Below are 21,569 nucleotides of genomic sequence, written 5' to 3'. Positions count from 1 at the left end.
TGATAAAATTTATTATTTTTATTAAATGAGGACATTAGGACCACATAATTACTATGTTTACATAGTAACAAATTTAAATAAGACCGTTTTATATACTGGTATTACAAATAATTTGAAGTAGGGATTATATTTCCATATTAATCCATTACCTTTTTCAAAGGCTTTTACAACAAAATATAAATGCTATCATTTAATATATTATGATCATTTTTTTAATGTTGAAGTTGCAATAAAAAGAGAAAAGCAAATAAAAGGATAGCGTAGATTAAAAAAAGACAATTTAATTTCAGGATTTAATCCTGAATGGGGAGTTTTTGAATGATAAAGTTTAGATTCTTCGGTCGTTCCTCCCTCAGAATGACAAAGGAAACTTAATCCAATTCCTTAACTAACAACCAAGCAGCAGGATTATGGTTGCGCTTCACCTCTCTCAAAGCCTTTAAAGCTTCCAAACGGTCTTCGTAGCTGGCATACACCACCTCGTGTAAACCATATTTGTTCTGGCCAATTTTTCTGGCATCATAGCCTAAAGCTTTTAGTTCTTCCAATTTTTTGTCGCTGTTTTCTTCCACTCTAAAGGCTCCAGCAATAATATGGTAATTTCCAGTTTGTTTTTTTACGTTTAAGGTTACGGCAGGAAGTGGGTTTTCAATCACAAACGTGGCTTCTTGGATTTTGCTCTCCAATTGTTGGTTGGCTTCTTCCTGAGCTATTTGGTTTTGCGTGTTAATATTGTTCACATAGTAATTGGAAGCTACAAAACCACCTAAAGTAAGTGCTACAACTGCTACAGCAGCATATTTTAAATAACTTCTGGACTTGCGTTTTTCAGGTGTTACTGCAATAGGAACCACTTTTTCAATCTCTTGAACGGCTTCTTTGTAAACTTCCCTGTTTACAGAAGGTGATACAAATTGCGATAAACCAAACGCATCGGTTAAATAGTTTAAATGGTATGAAGGTTCAAAAATAATTTTCCCTTCATTGTTAAGCGTCAGGTCGCCAATATTTTCAAAAGAAATGGTTTCCCCTTGCGTTAAATAAGATTTTAAGGACTTGACACGCTTTTCAATTTTTTTCGAAGCTTCTTCAAAAGGAATCTTTTCCACATCAGCAATATAATGGGTTAAAATACCATCGTTTGCCTGAATTTGCTCATTGAACGAAAGTTTCTTTTTTGGAGGATAAAAGGCATTGGTCGATTCGTGAATGGTAGCCGAAACCCGTTGTGTTAAAAATGCTCCAAACTCAGGAACCGTAACACATTCATATCTATATAGTAAGTCGCTTATGTAAGATTCTAATTGCATAAAAACAAAGTTAGCAAAATTTAAAAGCGAACAAAAATTCGACCTAACTATTTATTAACATGATAAAAATTCTTTACTTGTAGTCTCATAATCAAAAAACTAAGATGGACCAAAACAGGTTGCTACATATTTTAGCCTTGCAGCACATTCCAAATATTGGCGATATTACTGCTAAAAAGCTGATATCGCATTGTGGTTCTGTGGAAGCTGTTTTTAATGAAAAAAAACAAAACTTACTTAAAATTGATGGCATTGGGAGTTTGGTGATTAAGGATTTGTTTAACAAGCAACATTTTCTGGCAGCCGAAGAAGAGTTAAAATACATTCAGGAGAATAATATCAAGACCTTATATTTTGCTGATGCAGATTATCCTGAAAAACTAAAGCACTGCATTGATAGCCCAATTTTACTTTTTCAGGCTGGGAACATCAATTTAAAGAAACAACGCATCATCAGTGTGGTTGGCACCAGAAAAATAACAACCTACGGCATAGCTTTTTGCAATAAATTAATTGAGGAATTAGCTGTTTTTAATCCGGTTATTGTATCTGGATTTGCTTATGGTACAGATATTACAGCTCAAAAAGCAGCCGTTAACAACCATCTGCAAACCATAGGCTGTTTGGCTCATGGCTTGAACCAGATTTACCCCAAAACACATAAAAAATATGTGGCTGAGATTGAAAAACATGGTGGTTTTTTTACTGATTTTTGGAGCAGTGATCCGTTTGATAGAAACAATTTTTTAAAACGAAATCGGGTGATTGCTGGTTTAAGCGAAGCTACCATTGTGATAGAATCTGCTGAAAGAGGTGGTAGCTTGGTCACTGCCGATATTGCAAATTCCTATAACAGAGATGTGTTTGCTGTTCCTGGTAGAGTAACAGACAGCCAAAGTTTGGGATGCAACAATCTCATAAAATTCCAAAAAGCACATGTTCTGTCCCATCCGTTGGACATTCCATATATGTTGAATTGGGAGTTGGAAGAGGAAAAAAAAGCACCTGTACAAAAACAACTTTTTGTGGAACTAAACGATGAAGAAAAGGTGGTTTACAACTATTTAAAGGAAAACGAAAAACAACTCTTGGATGTTATAGCACTGGAATGCCAAATGCCCATTTTTAAAATTGCCAGTATCTTATTGAATTTGGAATTAAAAGGTGTGGTGAGGCCCTTGCCTGGAAAGTTGTTTGAAGTTATCTAAATATCCTGAGAGTTTTTTTGAAGCCATGCAGGTTAAAAATTTATTTTAAGAATCCAGATATCCTGAAAATAATCCAGTTTTGAAAGCTCTTTTTGTTTTTGATAAATAGCACTTGCATCTTCGTCTGTATCTAAATAAATATAGTTCCAGTTGTTTTTGGGATTGATGTAAGATTTTGGCGTATGACCTTTTGCTTCCAGCGTTTTCATCCAATTTTCAGCATTCTCCTTAACCGAAAACACATTGGTTACCAAATAATAACCTTTTTCTAAATTAGGAATATGAATGGATTTTAAACTTTCAATGCGTTCCAAGCCACTTTTTTTCCTTGGTTTAGGTGTGGATATTTGTTTTGTTTCAACACCTTTTGTAAGGTCTTGTTCCGGTTTTGGTTCTTTGTTTGTTGCTTTTTCTTTGTCAATTTCATCCTCAACCACTTCAGTTGGTTCTTCATTTTCAAAAACAACTAAAGTCTCTGTGTTGCTTTTCCCTTCCAAATAAATGGGACTGATTTCGGTTTCAAAAGCAACAAAAAATAAATAAAAACCATCGGCTTTGGTTTTGAACCTGATGGTAGCTTCAGAAGAGTTATTGGAAAGAATGCTATTGTTCTTATTGGGGATTTCCATTTTTAACACATCAAAACCCAAGGTGTTAGAGCTATTGGGATTTCGGTCAAGGAAAGGCTCGTCTTCTAGGGTAATTTTGCTGTTAAAAAAGTTGTTTCCTGGACGTTGTTTGTTGGATAGCAGTACAAACGATTTTTTTTCGGCATCTAAAATGGAGCAATTATCTGTTTTGTATTTCTGGTCACCTTCCAGTGCTCCAATTAAAAGCGAGGTTTTAATATGGCCAACTTCATTGGTTTTAAAATTTTTAAATTGAATATCTGTGGCTGTTTTGTCTACACCTACAAAGCCATTGTAGCTGGTAAAATATTTGGCTGTTTCTGCTTTGTTTTCATAAATAACATACAATAACCAACCACCAGCAACTCCTCCAGAGACATAGCCTTGAGTAGCTTTAATGTTTGCAACCGAATAGGTGCCATTTATTACAGGTGCATTTTGTAGCAAATGGGTAACATCTGCATAGCAAACGTAAGGTTTGGTGTCTTCAAACAAATCGGTATGGTAACTATCAAAAATAACACGACCATCAATGGGTTTGTAATCTCCACCAGGTTGTTGAAATAAAATGGAATTCACGTTGGTGGAGCGTTCGTCTTTGCCTTGGTACACCATTTCTTCAAAGTTAATAACCCGTTTTACACCTTTGTCGTATTTATAAACGGCACTCCAATACAAAGCAGCATATTTTACAGAAGAAGCATTATCTGCAAGCTCCAAATTGGCTTGGCTGGAGCTAAATGTGGAGGGATTATCATCTACATCTATATATTCCATTTTAAGCACATCATTGATTTCCGAATCGTCATTAAATGGCTCAACAGCATCTGTACTTACTATACTATTACCAATGATGGTGGAATTCCCTTTTAAATAGAAATTTTTATTGGAAGAGAATGATTTTCCTTCTTGGGCAAAACCAATACAAGATGCGATAAGAAATAAACTAAAAAATATACGCTTCATGGTTCAAAATGAGGTATTATTACCTCATCTGAACGAATTTAAGCAGATATGTACTGTAATACAAGGAATTCCAGAAAATATTTGTTTCTTGGAATTTGGAATCTGTTTCTATAAAATTTAGAATCTCAAGCCTGGAACCTGCTTAGTAACCTACTTTCTTGCGAACCCGATTTAAAACCTCATTGGCTACAATTTTTGCTTTTTCTGCTCCAATGGCCAAGAGTCTGTCCAACTCGTCCAGGTTATTCATATAATAGTGGTAACGCTCGCGTTCTGTAGCAAATTTTTCAATTATTAATTCTAAAAGCGCTTGTTTGGCATGTCCATAACCATAACCTCCTTGTTCGTAGTTGGCTTTCATGGTTTTTATTTGAGCGTCTGAAGCTAATAATTTATAAATGGCAAAACAGTTGCAGGTGCTCCAATCTTTTGGGTCTTCCAGAGCTGTGCTATCTGTTTCTATGGACATAATTTGCTTACGCAGTTTTTTGTCGTCCAAAAATATATTGATAATATTTCCTTGGCTTTTACTCATTTTCCCACCATTTGTTCCAGGAATAAGCATGGTGTTTTCTTGAACTTTTCCTTCTGGCAACACAAAGGTTTCACCCATTCTGGCGTGAAATCTAGAAGCGACATCGCGAGTCATTTCTAAATGTTGTAGTTGGTCTTTTCCTACAGGAACTATCTCTGCATCATACAATAAAATGTCTGCAGCCATAAGCATGGGATAGTAAAACAAACCAGAATTTACATCTTCCAGCCTGTCTGCTTTATCCTTAAAGCTATGTGCAAGGGTTAAACGTTGATAAGGAAAAAAACAGCTTAAATACCAAGACAATTCCGTTACTTGAGGAATATCGCTTTGTCTGTAAAACACCGTTTTTTCTACGTCCAGTCCAAAAGCCAACCAAGTGGCAGCAGTTGAATAGGTATTGCTTTTCAGTAAATCTGCATCTTTAATCTGTGTCAAGGTATGCAAGTTTGCAATAAACAAAAAAGAGTCGTTTTTAGGATCGTTTGCCATTTTAATGGCTGGCATCAATGCGCCTAAAATATTTCCTAAATGTGGTGTTCCTGTACTTTGAATGCCTGTTAAAATTCTTGCCATAATTTATCCCACGAGTGTGAGAATTTCATTAAATTAAACTTAATCTCTATTGGAAAACACAAAGGTAATTTTTTTGAAGTAATAGCTCAATAAATTTAATTAGTTTTGAGCTCTATGAGAATATTTAAGTATTTGTTTTGGATTTTATATCGTATCTGGTTCTATATACTTGTAGCCTTGCCAATTATTGTTTTGTTCCCAATACTTTTAGTATCCATTTTAAAGGAGTCGTGGTATCCTTATTTTTTTAAACTGGCTCGTTTTTGGGCTAAGTTTATTTTAACCGGAATGGGGTTTGTTTGGAAAATTGAACGAGAAGAAATACCAGAAACCGATAAGAGCTATATGTTTGTTGCCAACCACACATCTATGGCAGATATCATGCTTATGTTGGTTTCTGTAAAAAACCCTTTTGTTTTTGTAGGTAAGAAAGAATTGGCAAAAATCCCTTTGTTTGGGTTTTTCTATAAACGCACCTGCATTTTGGTGGATAGAAATTCTGAAAAAAGCCGAAAAGCTGTTTTTTTAAGGGCACAAAGAAGGTTAAAACAAGGATTGAGTATTTGTATTTTTCCAGAAGGAGGTGTTCCAGAAGAGCATATTGTTCTGGATACTTTTAAAGATGGCGCCTTTAGATTGGCTATAAATCATCAAATACCTATTGTGCCCATGACGTTTTTAGATAACAAAAAAAGGTTTTCCTATACTTTTTTTAGTGGAGGACCAGGAAAGATGCGCGTAAAAATCCATCCGTTTATTGAGACTAAAGGCTTAACCATACAGGATACTAAGTTGATAAATGAAAAAACAAGGAAACTTATTTTAAAAACCTTGAAAATGGATAATAATTAAAAAGCTGCTCTTGGCACAGAGCAGCTTTTTTTAAGATAGTCATTGTGTTCCTTAAAAGGAATGAACAAATCAATCTAACCAACCAAAAACTAAAATTTATAACTAAAACCTGTATAGATACCAATAATATAAGGGTTGAAATTACCTGAAGTATTTTCAAACGCATTGATTTGGTATTTAAAAGTAGGTTCTAAGTTAAACTTAACTTTTTCTGAAAATTTATAATCCAATCCAACACCAAAATTGGTGCTGAAACTCATACTTTTTATGTTGTTTGCTTCACCTATATAGGTTTTTTCATCGTTTAATTCTGAATATACTTCGTTGCCATCCAATATAAACGAGCTAAAACCAGCAATTAAATTTAAGCCTAGTTTTTTACTTCCTATTCTGTAGTTCAGTTCCACTGGTATTTCAAAATAACTGATACGTTGACTAATGGCTGCATTTGATTTGGGGCTTAAAGAATTGTCTATTTGACCAACGCTCAAATTATCGGCACTTAGGGCTGTAAGGCCTTCGTTGCCTTTGGATAAGTTGATGTTTTTTAAATGTGTAGTGCTTGTGTTGCTATTAGAAACACTTTCATATAAAATAACATCGTCGGTATCGTAGCTTAAGTTAAGCGAACTCAATCCGGTTCGTATGGATAGTTTTTTGTTTAAGTTGTAGCTAACATTTACTCCATAACTGGTGTTTACTTCTCCAGTTTTGGAATTGTTTTCAAATTGAGCATCAATATGAGACCCTTTTCCCATCGAATTATAATAAACAGGCGCAATATTTGCATACACTTGCCACCTGTTTATTATGTCATCTTTCTCTTCTTCAATAAGCTCTTCATTTGCTGCAATAGCTTCTTCTATGGTTAAGGTTGTTTTGTTTAACCCTTCTTCCATGGTTTCTTCTACTTCAGCTTCTATGGTTTCTTCAACAGCAATGCCATTTTTGCTGACATCCTTGTTTAATTGTTGTAATTGGGTTTCTGTGTTGTTTTTATCCATTTCGGTATGGACATCTGTTTCTTTTTTAGGATTGACATTGTTTGCTGCAATATTGTTTTTGGTTTCCGTAGGCTGTTTGTTGTTTGCTTGCCTAGAATTATTGCTGTAGTTTGCCTTTGGGTTTTCAGTAGGCTTTAATTGGTTTTTAGACGCGCTGTTTGCTACTGTAGGTGTTTCTTTATAGCTGTTTAAAAGGGAAGGGTTCGTGATGTTGTTTTTAATTTGGTTTTTCTTGGAAGCCTTAGTATTGGTTAGGTTGTTGGTTTTTGATTGTGGTTTGCTTTCTGAAGCTATTTGTGAATTGTTTTTAAGCCCTTCAGTATTTAAAATATCTTTGGCTTTTTGAGACTCTGCATTGAAACCGTTATTGTTTTCAGGGTTTTTTTCTTGATTGAAGCCATTGGAAACAGTAGCATTGATGTCTGTTTCTGTTGAAGGGTTTAAAGTTTCATTAGAAGTGTTTTCGGTGTCCACAACCTTTGTATTGGTTGTATTGTTGGGCGTAATATTGTTCCATAACAAACCACCCACGGTTAGCAGTAACAGTAATAGAGCAGCAACTCCAGCTATACGAAACCAAAACGGAATCACTTTCTTTTTGTTTTTTTCCGGTTGGTTTAGTTTGTTTTGAATTCCTTTCCAGACATGTGGGTCTGGTGATACTTCAAAGTCTTTGAATTTTTCCTGAAAAATTCTATCTATATGTTTTTTATCACTCATTACAAGGTATGCGTGTTTAAACTTGTTTTGTAATCTTCAATTTTATCTTTTAAAATCTTTCTAGCCCTGGCTAGGTTGGATTTTGAGGTCCCAATTGTTATATCTAACATATCTGCTATGTTTTTATGTGAATAGCCATCTAATACATACAGGTTAAAAACCAATCTGTAACGGTCTGGTAATTCTTGAATGATCTGTAACAAGAATTCCAGGGTTACATCGTCATCCTCAACGGTTACTTCTACATCTTCAATATTTGTATCATCTATAATCTCAAAAACACCTTGATTTCTATAGCGTTGTAAAGCCGTGTTAATGGTTATTCGTTTAAGCCAGCCTTCAAAAGAACCTTTGTGTTTGTATTGTGATATTTTGTTAAAAATGGTCACAAAAGCATCTTGCAGATTATCTTCTGCTTCAGCATAATTTTTACAATACTTCAAGCAAACAGAAAACAGTTTGCCCGAAAAGAGCTGGTACAGTTCTGCTTGTGCTTTTGTATCATTTTTGCTACATTTTTGTATGAGTTGTTTTAAACCCAAATAACATATGTATTAGTTTAACAAAGTTTTAATCCACAACGGGAACTTCAACAATTAGATAGTTGCTATCGCCTTGCCAAAATTTAAAAACATAAGATCCACCTTCAGTTGCTTTAAAATTAAAAGATACTTCTTTTTCCTCGTTAACTGTCTCACAGTTTGTATACTCTGGATTATAATAAGCAACTATGGCTATGGTTCTTTTATTGCCTTGCTTGGAATAATAGATGTTGTTATAGCCATAACACGTTGTGGGCCTAATGTATGTAAGTGTGATTTCGTACGTATTGCCTAATAGAAATTCGCCAGGTAACGTAGCGGTTTCTATGGGTAACATTTCATATAAAATATCTGAAGATCCATCATCTTGAGGACTACAAGATAGTATGAAATTTAAAATTATACAGTAGGCTACAAATTTCTTCATTGAAAAAATACATATTTATCTTGTAGATGCAAAAAGGTTGAAAAGGTTGCGTAGGATAGAAATAAAAATCCCGAAACATTTCGGGATTTTTATTTAATTTATTCTTTATTGGCTTTAAGCTGTTCTTTTATTTTTTGTTCCAGTTCGTCTTGCAATTCCGGATTGTCTTTTATCAAGGCTTTAACAGCATCTCTACCTTGGCCTAGTTTGGTATCTCCATAGCTAAACCAAGAACCAGCTTTTTTTATGATCTCAAATTCCACGGCAATGTCTAAAATCTCACCAACTTTAGAAATACCTTCGCCATACATAATGTCAAATTCGGCAGTTTTAAATGGTGGAGCCACTTTGTTTTTTACTACTTTTACCCTGGTTTTGTTACCAGATACGTTTCCGTCTGTTTCCTTAATTTGTGTGGAGCGTCTTATATCCAAACGCACAGAAGCGTAGAATTTTAATGCATTTCCTCCAGTTGTGGTTTCTGGGTTTCCAAACATCACACCAATTTTTTCACGTAATTGGTTGATAAATATCACAGTACAATGGGTTTTGCTTATGGAAGCTGTTAGTTTTCTTAATGCTTGAGACATTAAACGTGCATGAAGTCCCATTTTAGAGTCGCCCATTTCGCCTTCAATTTCACTTTTTGGTGTTAAAGCTGCCACAGAATCTATAACAACAATATCTATAGCTCCAGAACGGATTAAATTATCGGCAATTTCAAGGGCTTGCTCTCCGTTGTCTGGTTGTGAAATAATTAAGTTGTCAATATCCACACCTAACTTTTCGGCATAAAACCTATCGAAAGCATGTTCTGCATCAATAAATGCCGCAATACCTCCTGCTTTTTGAGCTTCTGCTATGGCATGTAAGGTTAAAGTTGTTTTTCCAGAAGATTCTGGACCGTAAATTTCTATAACACGACCCCTAGGATAGCCATTTACTCCCAATGCAATGTCCAAGCCCAAAGATCCAGATGAAATAGCATCTACATCAACAACAGCTTGATCGCTCATTTTCATTACGGTTCCTTTGCCGTAAGCTTTATCCAATTTATCTAAGGTAAGTTTAAGTGCTTTTAATTTTGCTTCTTTTTCGTTGCTCATTTCTCTATATTTTATCTTATGAAAGTGATGCTAAAATACTACTTCTTTTATCACTTTACAATTTTATCACGCAACCTTTTCAACCTTTTTGCATCTACTATATAAAGTGGGAAAAATTTTAACTATGAAAAAGAAAAAAATCACTCGCTTTTAATCAAATGATTAGTTTAAACCTAAACGTGTAAGGACTATGAAATTTTTTAAAAAATGTATTAATGCATTAGGCGTTTCAGTGGCTATCTTTATAAATAGCAACTGTAAAGCCGATGGAGGTTAACTCGTAACATGTTTTTCGATTTAGAAATTAAATTAAAAAATATTATTAACGAGTTAGTCTACTTAAAGCACTTTATAAATTTTTATAAAGTGCTTTTTGTTTGTGGTTGAGTCATAAACTCATAAAAAACACTACATTTGCACCAAAATACATATACGCATTAGCGACGTTGTAAACAATCTTTAACCTTAAAAAATTAGTATAGCATGCAACTGTACAATACCTTAAGCGCTAAAGAAAGAGCAGAGCTTATAGCACAAGCTGGCAAGGAACGCTTGACCATCTCTTTCTATAAATACGCTAAAATTGAAAATCCAGAAATTTTTAGAGATCATCTATTCCTTACTTGGGATGCATTAGATGTTTTAGGCAGAATTTATGTCGCTCACGAAGGCATAAATGCGCAACTTTCTGTGCCAGCAGATAATTTTAATCTGTTTAAAAACCATTTAGACAGCATTTCGTTTTTGGAAAATGTGCGATTGAACATCGCCATAGAACACGATAATTTTTCATTTTTAAAATTAAAAGTGAAAGTACGCGATAAAATTGTGGCCGATGGATTGAACGACGATACCTTTGATGTTACCAACAAAGGGATTCATGTTGAAGCCGAGCAATTTAATGAACTTATAGACGATCCTAATGTGGTCTTGGTTGATATGCGTAACCACTATGAAAGTGAAATAGGACATTTTAAAAATGCCATTACTCCAGATGTGGATACCTTTCGCGAATCGTTGGATATTATTGAAGCCGATTTAAAAGACCATAAAGAAGACAAAAAGCTGGTCATGTATTGTACAGGAGGCATCCGTTGTGAAAAAGCGAGTGCCTACTACAAGCACAAAGGGTTTAAAAATGTATACCAATTGGAAGGAGGTATTATAAACTATGTAAGGCAAGTACAAGCAAAAGGATTGGAGAATAAATTTATAGGTAAGAATTTTGTATTCGATGAACGACGTTCTGAACGTATTTCAGACGATGTGATTGCGCATTGCCATCAATGTGGAGAACCAGCCGATTTACATACCAATTGTGCTAACGAAGCTTGTCATTTATTGTTTATTCAATGCGATACTTGTAAAGAAAAAATGGAAAATTGTTGTTCAACACATTGTCAGGAAATCATCCATTTACCTTACCAAGAGCAAAAAGCATTACGTAAAGGACAAGGCAATAGTAACGATATCTTTAAAAAAGGTCGCGCAGACCATTTGCCCTACAAAAAAGATTTACGTAACATTTTCGAAAATTTTAAAACCACGAATTCTAAAGCCTAAATTATGCAACATATAGAATTAATGGCACCTGCAGGAAATTTTGAGTCCTTACAAGCTGCTCTGGACAATGGCGCCAATTCAGTTTATTTTGGGGTAGAGCAACTAAATATGAGGGCTCGTGCTACTGTAAATTTCACTCTTGCAGATTTACCAGAAATTGCAAGACGCTGTGAAGAAAAAAATGTTAGGACTTATCTAACATTAAATACCATTATTTACGATCACGATTTATCCATAGTAAAAACCCTTTTAAAACAAGCTAAAGAAGCACATATTACAGCTGTTATTGCTATGGATCAAGCTGTTATTGCATCAGCAAGAGAAATTGGAATGGAGGTACATATCTCTACCCAATTAAACATAACCAATATTGAAACTGTTAAGTTTTATGCCATGTTTGCAGATACCATGGTGTTGAGTCGTGAGTTAAGTTTACGTCAGGTAAAAAAAATAACCCAACAAATAGAAAAAGAGCAAATTAAAGGCCCATCAGGCAGATTGGTGGAAATTGAAATTTTTGGTCATGGTGCACTTTGTATGGCAGTTTCCGGAAAATGCTATATGAGTTTGCACGCTTATAATTCTTCAGCAAATAGAGGGGCTTGCAAACAAAATTGCAGGAAAAAGTATACGGTTATAGACCAAGAAACAGGTTTTGAAATGGAATTGGACAATGAATACATTATGTCTCCAAAAGATTTATGTACCATCGATTTTCTTGACGAGATTGTAGATGCAGGCATTAAAGTCCTTAAAATTGAAGGTCGTGGTCGTGCTCCAGAATACGTGGCAAAAGTGATAAGCTGTTATCGAGCCGCCATTGATAGTGTGGCAAATGGCACCTACAATAAAGAAAAAGTGATTTCTTGGATGCAGGAATTGGAAAAAGTGTATAATCGTGGTTTTTGGAGTGGTTATTATCTAGGGCAAAAATTGGGCGAATGGAGCAATGGTTCTGGATCTCATGCCACACAAAAAAAGGTGTATCTAGGAAAAGGAACCCATTATTACCCTAAAGCCAACATTGGAGAGTTTAAAATTGAGGCTTTTGATATAGCCATAGGCGATACCATTTTAATTACGGGTCCAACAACAGGTGCCAAAGAAATGGAAGTTACGGAAATGATGGTAAACGATGTCAAATCCGATAAAGGAAGTAAAGGAGATTTGGTAACCATTCCTATGGAATTTAGAATAAGACCATCAGACAAGTTATATAAAATTGTAGAAAATAAAGTGGAAGCTTCATGGTAATTGTTACCTTACAACGGAATAAGTGCATTGGTTGCAATTATTGTGTGGAAATGGCTCCAAACCAGTTTCAAATGTCCAAAAAAGATGGAAAATCAGTTTTGTTGCATGCCAATGAGAAAAAAGGATTTTTTACCTTAAAATCTAAGGACCATACTATTTTGGAAGCTTGCGAAAATGCTTCAAAAGCGTGTCCTGTAAACATCATCAGTGTAAAAATTAGCTGATATACAAATTCACATAAAAAATGAATATTTACAAACTGTTACAACTCAATAGAAAAATTAAAAACCATAGAATTAAATTTCTTGGACTCTATTTGTTGCATCGGTTTAACCAACGTTATTTGGCTGTGAACCTGGATCCTGTTATGGCTTGTAACTTGCGTTGTAAGATGTGTTATTTTACAGATGCCGATTATGTTAAAACCTTAAAAGGCCAATTTAAAGAAGAAGAACTGAACCAAGTGGCAAAAACCATTTTCAATCGTGCCTTAAAATTACAAATTGGCTGTGGTACAGAACCCACTTTATACAAAGACTTGGTAAAAGTTGTGGAATTGGGTAAGCTATATAAAGTGCCATATATTTCCATAACAACCAATGCCAATTTACTGGATGAAGCTAAAATTGAAGCACTTTTAAAAGCTGGACTTAACGAGTTTACCATCTCGTTACATGGTGTCCATAAAGAAAGCTATGAAAATTTCATGCAAAAAGCCAGTTATGAAAAATTTCACAATGCTTTTATGGCCTTCGAAAAATTAAAAAAGACCTATGATTTCAAGGTAAGGATCAACTACACCTTCAACAAAGATAATTTTTACGAATTGGCAGACTTCTTCAAACACTTTAATGGCGCAAGTTTCGATATCCTTCAAATCCGTCCCATACAAAAAATTGGAAACACCGAATACAACGATTTTGACTTAGATGCCATCCGAGCCGATTATCCGGAACTAATTCAAAATATTAGAAGCCAATGCAAGGAAAATCACATTACCTTATTGGCTCCTAATACCATTCCTGAAAACCAACGCGTTAATGCCTCCAGTTTAATTTTTGATTACACCTTTTGTTATGTGTCGCCTCAAAAATTTTGGAAAGATGGTTTCAATTGGAATCATGAAAGTTTCAATGCCTACTCCAAAAAAATTGGATGGAGCAAAACGCTTTGGTCCAACATTTTTAAATCTGAAAAAGAACTAAAATCCATGTCCAATAGGCTGAATTATGAAGTGGAGTTCAACTAAACTATTTTTTTATAAGTTTAAAACGTTCTTGGTCATTTTCGCTGGAAACAACGGTTAGAAAATACATGCCTTTGGCCATATTGGAAAGATCTATAGTATAAGTAACATTATCTGTAAAGAATATGTTCTTAATTAATTTTCCGCTTACATCGTAAATCCTTGCAGATTCCAAGTTTCGTGGTGTTTTTATAGTCACGCTTTCAGTAGCTGGATTTGGATATAGACTGGTGGTTTCCATTGTTTCTTCTTCAATGCTCAACGTACCAACCTGAAAGGTATGTGTTATTGTATCTCCACCATAGCTTACCTGCCATTTCCATTCCCCTTCCTGATCGAACACACCTGAATAATACCAATAGTAATACCAAGATGAAGAAGTGGTTGAGGCTGTTATGTTCCAATCGTATAAAATAGTGTTATCTGGTTTAATAATGGACAAATGAATGTTGTCTCCAGCCACTTGATCTCTTAGGTAAGTAGCAAAATAAATGGTGTCATCTGTTTCAAAACTATTGCTAATGTTTGGTGTTTCAGGTGTTGGACAAGCTGGAAAGACCACAGGTTCTGCACTATGGGTTAACACAGCATTGATCCCAGAATAATTATAAGGGATTTGAGTGTTCCACCAACTATCTGTATTCATGCCATTGCAAGTTCCTGAAAACGGATCTATTAATTGGCTATAAGAACTGTTGGTGTAAATTTCAAAATGTAAATGTGGTCCTGTTGAATTGCCTGAACTCCCAACAGTTCCAATAACTTCTCCCAATGATACCATGTCGCCTACATTTTTTGTGGTAACAGAACCATTTTTCATGTGTCCATACCAAGCGATGCTTCCATCGTTGTGTTGTATGTAAACAGCGTTCCAGATGTTATTGTTAAAATTACAGCTTCTATCAAATTCACCATCGTGTTTTGCTATAATTTGTCCAGGAGCAGCTGCAATAATCTCGGTTTGGCTATCGTCCATTTGTTTCCAAATAAAAGGCCATAAGTACATATCAACCCCTTGATGGTTATAACCGGAAGCACTGTCGTAGGTTCTGGTGCCACAGTTGTAGTCTGTTAACTGATTTGGATAGTTGGCATTATGGTCTACATAACCCGAAATGGCCCAAGTATTGTTATAGTTAAAACCAGCTGCTTGCTGTAATGGCCAAATAAACAAAGGATGACCACCAAATCTATTGCTTTCTTTAAAAGCCAGCTTGTTTTCTTGTTTAAGCTGCTTAATATTGTTTTGGGTCTCCGTTTTTATCGCTTCTCTTTGCGCAGGTGTTACACAAGGTATTTTGTCTTGGTTAAATACATATTCGGCACTTGTCATTACCGAATTGAAATCTTGAGCCATGGAAAATTGGAAACTGGTCAATAAAAAAAATATAAATAGGCTTAAAGTAAAAGTGTGTCTCATAATGTAGTTTTTAGTGATTTACTTTATCATCGAAAAAAAATGAAATTGTGAGCATGAAATTGTGAAAAATGAAGTTTTGTCAAGATTAAAGATAATGTTTTTTAAATAAATACCTGTTTGTTAACAGGTTACACTATCAGTGGAATTTTAAAAGGTAGCGCTTTCATATTTTATTTAACTTAATAAATAATCTTATCTTTACATCTTTAAATAGATTATTAATCTTCTTCTGAAACTTGTTGTTTTTTCAGAATCAATATATATCAATAAATTTATGGCTTGTAACAGTTGTTCAACTGGTAAAGACGGTCAACCAAAAGGTTGTAAAAACAATGGCTCTTGTGGAACAGATAGTTGTAATAAACTAACTGTCTTCGATTGGCTTGCAAATATGTCGCTACCTAATGGCGAAGAACCTTTTGATTGGGTAGAAGTCCGTTTTAAAAACGGAAGAAAGCATTACTATAAAAATACCGAAAAATTAACTTTAAGTATTGGTGACATTGTTGCTACCCAAGCACAATTTGGTCACGATGTTGGGATGGTTACCCTTACAGGAGAGCTTGTTAGAATTCAAATGAAGCGCAAAAAAGTGTTTGAATCCAACGATGAAACCCTTAAAATATACAGGAAAGCTACACAAAAGGATATTGATATCTGGTCTGAATATAGAGACAAAGAAGAACCTATGAAGGTGAAAGCACGTCAATTTGCTATTGATATCAATCTTCAAATGAAAATTTCAGATATAGAGTTTCAAGGAGATGGCAGTAAAGCCACTTTTTATTATACCGCCGAAGATCGTGTGGATTTTAGGGAATTAATAAAAATGTATGCTAGGGAGTTTAAAACACGAATAGAAATGAAACAAGTTGGTTTTCGTCAGGAAGCTTCCAGACTTGGAGGCATTGGCTCTTGCGGGAGGGAATTATGCTGTTCTACTTGGTTAACAGATTTCCGTTCGGTAAGCACTTCGGCTGCACGTTATCAGCAACTCTCCCTTAACCCTCAAAAATTGGCAGGACAGTGTGGCAAGCTTAAATGTTGCCTTAATTATGAACTGGACACCTATTTGGATGCCCTTAAAGATTTTCCTAAAACAGACACTAAGCTATATACCGAAAAAGGCGTGGCCGTTTGTCAGAAAACTGATATTTTTAAAGGACTTTTATGGTATGCTTATGAAGGCGAATGGAGCAATTGGCATGTTATAACTACCGCACAAGCTAAAGAAATAATAGAGTTAAACAAGAAAAAAGAAAAGGTTGCCAGTTTAGAAGAATATGCTTCAGATGTTGCTGCAAATACTAAAAGCGAATTTGAAAACGTTGTAGGACAAGATAGTTTAACACGTTTCGATTCCAAAGGTCCAAGAAAAAAGAACAAACGGAACAATAGGAATAAGAATAAGAAAAAAAGAAAACCCCAAAACAATAAAAATAATGCGAAATAGTGTGTTGTTAGTTTTTTTGGCATTTATACTTATGTCTTGCGATTCTAAAAGTGTGTTCGACAAATACCAATCTGTACCAAATAAATGGCATAAAGATTCCATAATCAGTTTCAAAATACATCCACCAGATACTTTAAATCCGTATAACCTGTATGTGAATCTCAGAAACAACAACAATTACAAATACAACAACCTATTTTTAATTGTCGAGATGAAATTTCCTCATGGTAAAACCCTTAAAGATACCTTAGAGTACAAAATGGCAAAACCCAATGGCGAATTTTTAGGCACAGGATTTGCAGACATCAAAGAAAACAAGTTGTGGTATAAAGAACAGGTTGTTTTTAATGAATCTGGAGATTATACCGTAAACATACAGCATGCCATGAGAGAAAACGGAAAAGTAAATGGCATAGTGAATTTAGAAGGTATTACAGATGTAGGATTTAGAATTGAAAAACCAGCTGCAAAATAAATTTATGGCTAAAGCAAAAAAGAAACAAACACAAAAAAATCAAGATTTTTCCAGCTATGTAAGATGGTTCTGGAAATTATTCATTGCAGGCATTTTATTTGTTGTCCTGATGTTTTTATTGGCATCTTGGGGCGTTTTCGGACAACTTCCCGATCATACCATCTTAGAAAACCCTAAAACCAATCTGGCTACCGAAATCATCTCTTCTGATGGAAAAACCCTAGGAAAATTTTATTTTAACGACAACAGGACACCTGTTGGTTACGACGATTTACCACAACACTTGGTAGAAGCTTTAATTGCTACCGAAGACGCTAGATATTATGAACATTCAGGAATAGATGCACGTGGTACCTTAAGAGCCATTATTAAACTGGGAAGTGGAGGAGGAGCCAGTACCATTTCACAACAACTGGCAAAGCAATTGTTTCATGGCGAAGGCTCTACCAATACCATAGGCAGAATTACCCAAAAACTAAAAGAATGGATTATAGCCATTAAATTGGAACGACAGTATACCAAAGAAGAAATCATTGCCATGTATTTCAATATTTACGATTTTGGTAATAATGCAGATGGTATTCGTTCGGCATCCAGCATCTATTTCGATAAAGAACCAAATGAATTGGATCTTAAAGAATCTGCCATGTTGGTTGGCATGTTTAAAAATTCATCGCTCTATAACCCTAGGGAGCATAGAAATCCTGTAGGCACCAGAAACAGACGAAATGTGGTATTGGCGCAAATGGAAAAGTATGGTTATATTTCTGAAACAGTAAAAGATTCGCTTCAAAAAACAGAATTGGGCTTACGTTATTCCCCTCAATCCCATCGCGATGGCATTGCCACCTATTTTAGAGCTTATTTAGATGGTTTTATGAAAGATTGGATCAAGAACAATCCAAAACCAGATGGCGAAAAATACAATTTGTATGGCGATGGTTTAAAAGTGTACACAACCATAGATTCCAGAATGCAAAAATATGCCGAAGATGCCGTACAGCAGCACATGCCAAGACTTCAAGCAGAATTTGACCATCAAAACACACCAGACAGGAATCCAACAGCCCCATTTTTGGAATTGAATCAATCTGAAATAGATGCCCTTATGAAACGTTCCATGAGACAAAGTGAACGTTGGAGACACATGAAATACGATTTAAAGATGGATGAAGAAGACATTATCGCTTCCTTCCACAAGCCCACACAAATGACCATATTTTCATGGGAAGGTGAAATAGACACCATTATGAAACCTATGGATTCCATGCGTTATTATAAATCCTTTCTGCATCCAGGCATGATGTCTATGGATCCCCAAACCGGTCATGTAAAAGCGTGGGTTGGCGGTATGAACTACAAACACTTTCAATACGATCATGTAAAACAAGGACGCAGACAAGTAGGTTCTACTTTCAAGCCATTTGTATATGCCACTGCCATAGATCAATTGCATTTATCGCCTTGCGATGAATTGCCCAACACCCAAATTACCATAGAAGCCGGTAAATTTGGAAACCCAGAACCTTGGACCCCTAAAAATTCCGATGGGCAATATGGTGGTTCCCGTACCTTAAAGAGTGCTTTGGCAAACTCCATAAACACCATTACTGCCAGACTAATGGATAAAGTTGGCCCACAACCTGTTGTGGATTTGGTTAAAAAATTAGGCGTGGAAGCAGAAATTCCCGTTGTGCCATCCATAGCTTTGGGTACAGCCGATTTAAGTGTGTACGAAATGGTTGCTGCCTATGCTACCTTTGCCAACAAAGGCGTTTATACCAAGCCTGTTATGGTTACACACATAGAAGATAAAAACGGCACCATTTTATATCAATTCACTCCAGAAACCAGAGATGTGTTAAGTGAAGAAGCAGCCTACGTAACCGTTAAGCTTATGGAAGGTGTAACAGAAGGTGGATCAGGTACCAGATTAAGAACCAAAGGTGCAGATGCTTATCGTGCAGACTATAGGGAAATTATTACAGGATATCCATATGAGTTTAAAAACCCTATTGCCGGAAAAACAGGAACCACCCAAAACCAAAGCGATGGCTGGTTCATGGGTATGGTGCCCAATTTGGTAACAGGTGTTTGGGTAGGAGCCGAGGATAGAGCTGCGCACTTTAGAACCATTACCTATGGTCAAGGAGCTGCCATGGCTTTGCCAATTTGGGGTGTGTATATGAAAAGCTGTATAGAGGATAAAGACTTGGATATTGCAACTTCAGATTTTGAAAGACCTACAGAACTTTCCATTGAAGTTGATTGCAAAAATTATGATCCAGATGAAAATTCAGATTCCAATATGCCTGACGTGGAAGTGCCGGATGAATTGGATTTTTAAATTTAGTCCATAATTGAAACATATTAAATTTAGCCATTCTTTTTAGAATGGCTTTTTTATTTCGTATTTTTCCACTACAAAAAAATGACAGAAACATGATTAACAAAAAAGTAGCAAACGTTAGCGAAGCGCTAAAAGGTGTTCAGGACAATATGACCTTTATGCTTGGAGGTTTTGGGCTTTGTGGCATTCCTGAAAACAGCATCAACGAGCTTGTAAAATTAAACCTAAAAGGATTGACTTGCATCTCTAACAATGCTGGTGTGGACGATTTTGGTTTGGGATTACTGCTTCATAAAAAACAAATCAAAAAAATGATATCCTCTTACGTAGGCGAAAACGATGAGTTTGAACGTCAGATGCTTTCTGGAGAATTGGATGTGGAATTGATTCCTCAAGGTACCTTGGCCGAACGTTGTCGTGCTGCCCAATCCGGTTTTCCTGCAATCTATACACCGGCAGGTTATGGAACCGAAGTTGCAGAAGGCAAAGAAACCAGGGAGTTTGATGGAAAAATGTATGTCCTGGAACATGCCTTTAAAGCCGATTTTGCTTTTGTAAAAGCGTGGAAAGGTGATGCAGCCGGAAATTTAATTTTTAAAGGTACAGCCAGAAATTTCAACCCTGCCATGTGTGGCGCAGCAACAATAACCGTTGCAGAGGTGGAAGAATTGGTACCTGTTGGAAGTTTGGATCCAAATCAAATTCATATTCCAGGCATTTTTGTACAACGTATTTTTCAAGGCGAAATATATGAGAAAAGAATTGAACAACGAACGGTGAGACAAAGGGATTAATTAATTTGATGATTAAATAATTTGAAAATGAGGAATGACAAAGATAATTTAATCGTAAAATTAACATTCGAATTTAGCTTTAGATGTTATTTCATTTTCTGAAGAAATTAGAGCTAAAAATAAATTTGAAATGGCATCCCAAATTTTTAGAAGTGGTACTTATATTGGAGCGAACATTAGGGAGGCACAAAATGCTGAAAGTAAAAAAGATTTATAAATAAATTTAAAATTTCGGCAAAAGAAGCTGATGAATTAGAATATTGGTTAAAACTTTGTGAGTCCTCTGAGTTTTATCCTAATCCAAACGAAAGATTATTAAAAGATTTGAAATCTGTAATTCTAGTTATTTCAAAAATTATATCATCAAGTAAACAAAGCAAATTTTCAAATCATTAAATTAACACATTATCAAATTATGTTAGATAAAACAGGAATAGCAAAACGTATTGCAAAAGAAGTAAAAGATGGCTATTATGTCAATTTGGGAATTGGTATTCCAACCTTGGTAGCAAATTATGTAAGGGACGATATACAAGTCGAGTTCCAAAGTGAAAATGGCGTACTTGGTATGGGTCCTTTTCCATTTGAAGGCGAAGAAGATGCCGATATCATAAACGCAGGAAAACAAACCATAACCACTTTACCTGGAGCCAGTTTTTTCGACTCGGCCATGAGTTTTTCCATGATTCGAGGACAACATGTGCATTTAACCATTCTTGGTGCCATGGAAGTTGCAGAAAATGGCGATATAGCCAATTGGAAAATTCCAGGCAAAATGGTTAAAGGTATGGGAGGCGCTATGGATTTGGTTGCCAGTGCCGAAAACATTATTGTGGCCATGATGCATACCAATAAGGCTGGAGAATCTAAATTACTTAAACGTTGTAGCTTGCCTTTAACAGGAGTAGGTTGTGTAAAAAAAGTTGTTACCAATCTCGCTGTTCTTGAGGTAACGGATAAAGGATTTAAATTATTGGAACGAGCACCTGGAATTTCTGTGGAAGACATAAAAAAAGCCACAGAAGGCACTTTAATTGTTGAAGGTGATATTCCTGAAATGAGTCTTTAAGAAATTTATGAGATAATTTTTTGCCACGAATACACGAATGTATTTTTAAACATTATTGTGCATTCGTGGT

Annotated in this window: 20 protein-coding genes and 1 pseudogene; 13 read left to right on the top strand and 8 right to left on the bottom strand. The window is 35.4% G+C overall.

Going from position 1 to position 21,569, the window contains the following annotated elements; translation table 11 throughout:
• Positions 1-25 precede the first annotated feature (25 nt).
• Positions 26-121, top strand: a complete 96-nt coding sequence (locus tag AACY93_RS00305) for a GIY-YIG nuclease family protein (RefSeq protein ID WP_339610767.1) — start codon at positions 26-28, stop codon at positions 119-121.
• A 250-nt stretch (positions 122-371) separates the two neighbouring features.
• Here AACY93_RS00305 and AACY93_RS00300 read toward each other — a convergent pair whose 3' ends face one another.
• Entirely contained in the window at positions 372-1,310 is a 939-nt protein-coding gene (locus AACY93_RS00300; protein WP_007647374.1) for an SPOR domain-containing protein, read from the bottom strand.
• A gap of 104 nt (positions 1,311-1,414) precedes the next feature.
• Between AACY93_RS00300 and dprA the strand changes: the two genes are divergently transcribed.
• Positions 1,415-2,518 (top strand): DNA-processing protein DprA, encoded by a 1,104-nt coding sequence (dprA, locus tag AACY93_RS00295; protein WP_286853120.1) that lies wholly within the window; start codon positions 1,415-1,417, stop codon positions 2,516-2,518.
• 32 nt (positions 2,519-2,550) lie between these two features.
• Here dprA and AACY93_RS00290 read toward each other — a convergent pair whose 3' ends face one another.
• A complete protein-coding gene (locus tag AACY93_RS00290) occupies positions 2,551-4,113 on the bottom strand; it encodes a hypothetical protein (protein WP_286853121.1) in 1,563 nt (520 codons plus the stop codon).
• A 142-nt stretch (positions 4,114-4,255) separates the two neighbouring features.
• Entirely contained in the window at positions 4,256-5,224 is a 969-nt protein-coding gene (trpS, locus tag AACY93_RS00285) for a tryptophan--tRNA ligase (RefSeq protein ID WP_286853122.1), read from the bottom strand.
• Between the two features lie 114 nt (positions 5,225-5,338).
• On the opposite strand from trpS, the gene AACY93_RS00280 reads away from it, so the two are divergent.
• A complete protein-coding gene (locus tag AACY93_RS00280) occupies positions 5,339-6,076 on the top strand; it encodes a lysophospholipid acyltransferase family protein (protein WP_007647382.1) in 738 nt (245 codons plus the stop codon).
• Between the two features lie 89 nt (positions 6,077-6,165).
• Here AACY93_RS00280 and AACY93_RS00275 read toward each other — a convergent pair whose 3' ends face one another.
• The 4 genes from AACY93_RS00275 to recA all read right to left on the bottom strand — a co-directional run bounded on the left by AACY93_RS00275 (position 6,166) and on the right by recA (position 9,875).
• Positions 6,166-7,800 carry an outer membrane beta-barrel protein gene (locus tag AACY93_RS00275; RefSeq protein WP_286853123.1) on the bottom strand — a complete coding sequence of 545 codons (1,635 nt, stop codon included), beginning with the start codon at positions 7,798-7,800 and terminating at the stop codon, positions 6,166-6,168.
• Positions 7,800-8,342, bottom strand: a complete 543-nt coding sequence (locus AACY93_RS00270) for a sigma-70 family RNA polymerase sigma factor (RefSeq protein ID WP_007647386.1) — start codon at positions 8,340-8,342, stop codon at positions 7,800-7,802. Before AACY93_RS00270 ends, AACY93_RS00275 begins: the two co-directional genes overlap by 1 nt.
• A 28-nt stretch (positions 8,343-8,370) precedes the next feature.
• A complete protein-coding gene (locus tag AACY93_RS00265) occupies positions 8,371-8,769 on the bottom strand; it encodes a hypothetical protein (RefSeq protein ID WP_286853124.1) in 399 nt (132 codons plus the stop codon).
• Positions 8,770-8,867: 98 nt separating this feature from the next.
• Positions 8,868-9,875 (bottom strand): recombinase RecA, encoded by a 1,008-nt coding sequence (gene recA, locus AACY93_RS00260; protein WP_007647388.1) that lies wholly within the window; start codon positions 9,873-9,875, stop codon positions 8,868-8,870.
• Between the two features lie 483 nt (positions 9,876-10,358).
• Between recA and AACY93_RS00255 the strand changes: the two genes are divergently transcribed.
• Genes AACY93_RS00255 through AACY93_RS00240 form a run of 4 tightly spaced genes read left to right on the top strand, consistent with a single transcriptional unit; the run spans position 10,359 to position 13,941 of the window.
• On the top strand, positions 10,359-11,438 hold the full coding sequence (locus tag AACY93_RS00255) for a rhodanese-related sulfurtransferase (RefSeq protein WP_286853125.1): 1,080 nt from the start codon (positions 10,359-10,361) through the stop codon (positions 11,436-11,438).
• A gap of 3 nt (positions 11,439-11,441) precedes the next feature.
• Positions 11,442-12,692 carry a peptidase U32 family protein gene (locus tag AACY93_RS00250; RefSeq protein WP_286853126.1) on the top strand — a complete coding sequence of 417 codons (1,251 nt, stop codon included), beginning with the start codon at positions 11,442-11,444 and terminating at the stop codon, positions 12,690-12,692.
• Positions 12,686-12,916, top strand: coding sequence for a ferredoxin (locus AACY93_RS00245; RefSeq protein ID WP_007647391.1), 231 nt, complete (start codon positions 12,686-12,688; stop codon positions 12,914-12,916). The genes AACY93_RS00250 and AACY93_RS00245 overlap by 7 nt, the downstream gene beginning before the upstream one ends.
• 20 nt (positions 12,917-12,936) lie before the next feature.
• On the top strand, positions 12,937-13,941 hold the full coding sequence (locus tag AACY93_RS00240) for a radical SAM protein (RefSeq protein ID WP_286853127.1): 1,005 nt from the start codon (positions 12,937-12,939) through the stop codon (positions 13,939-13,941).
• A 1-nt stretch (position 13,942) separates the two neighbouring features.
• Here AACY93_RS00240 and AACY93_RS00235 read toward each other — a convergent pair whose 3' ends face one another.
• Positions 13,943-15,358 (bottom strand): peptidoglycan DD-metalloendopeptidase family protein, encoded by a 1,416-nt coding sequence (locus AACY93_RS00235; RefSeq protein WP_287005753.1) that lies wholly within the window; start codon positions 15,356-15,358, stop codon positions 13,943-13,945.
• 274 nt (positions 15,359-15,632) lie between these two features.
• Between AACY93_RS00235 and ricT the strand changes: the two genes are divergently transcribed.
• From ricT to AACY93_RS00205, 6 genes and pseudogenes are all read left to right on the top strand, one after another.
• Complete coding sequence (ricT, locus tag AACY93_RS00230; RefSeq protein WP_286853129.1) at positions 15,633-16,811, top strand: regulatory iron-sulfur-containing complex subunit RicT; 1,179 nt, start codon at positions 15,633-15,635, stop codon at positions 16,809-16,811.
• Complete coding sequence (locus AACY93_RS00225) at positions 16,801-17,286, top strand: gliding motility lipoprotein GldH (protein WP_007647395.1); 486 nt, start codon at positions 16,801-16,803, stop codon at positions 17,284-17,286. Before ricT ends, AACY93_RS00225 begins: the two co-directional genes overlap by 11 nt.
• A 4-nt stretch (positions 17,287-17,290) precedes the next feature.
• The gene (locus AACY93_RS00220) at positions 17,291-19,633 is read left to right on the top strand and encodes a transglycosylase domain-containing protein (protein ID WP_286853131.1); all 2,343 of its coding nucleotides are present in this window, start codon (positions 17,291-17,293) and stop codon (positions 19,631-19,633) included.
• Positions 19,634-19,728: 95 nt separating this feature from the next.
• Complete coding sequence (locus AACY93_RS00215; protein WP_287005755.1) at positions 19,729-20,430, top strand: CoA transferase subunit A; 702 nt, start codon at positions 19,729-19,731, stop codon at positions 20,428-20,430.
• A 27-nt stretch (positions 20,431-20,457) separates the two neighbouring features.
• A pseudogene (locus tag AACY93_RS00210) lies at positions 20,458-20,826 on the top strand (four helix bundle protein).
• 19 nt (positions 20,827-20,845) lie between these two features.
• Complete coding sequence (locus tag AACY93_RS00205) at positions 20,846-21,499, top strand: 3-oxoacid CoA-transferase subunit B (protein WP_007647399.1); 654 nt, start codon at positions 20,846-20,848, stop codon at positions 21,497-21,499.
• Positions 21,500-21,569 lie beyond the last annotated feature (70 nt).

Source organism: uncultured Xanthomarina sp., assembly GCF_963971605.1.
Lineage (GTDB): Bacteria > Bacteroidota > Bacteroidia > Flavobacteriales > Flavobacteriaceae > Xanthomarina > Xanthomarina gelatinilytica.
Note: the sequence above shows the minus strand (reverse complement) of the source record. Positions and strands in the feature narration are given on the sequence as shown.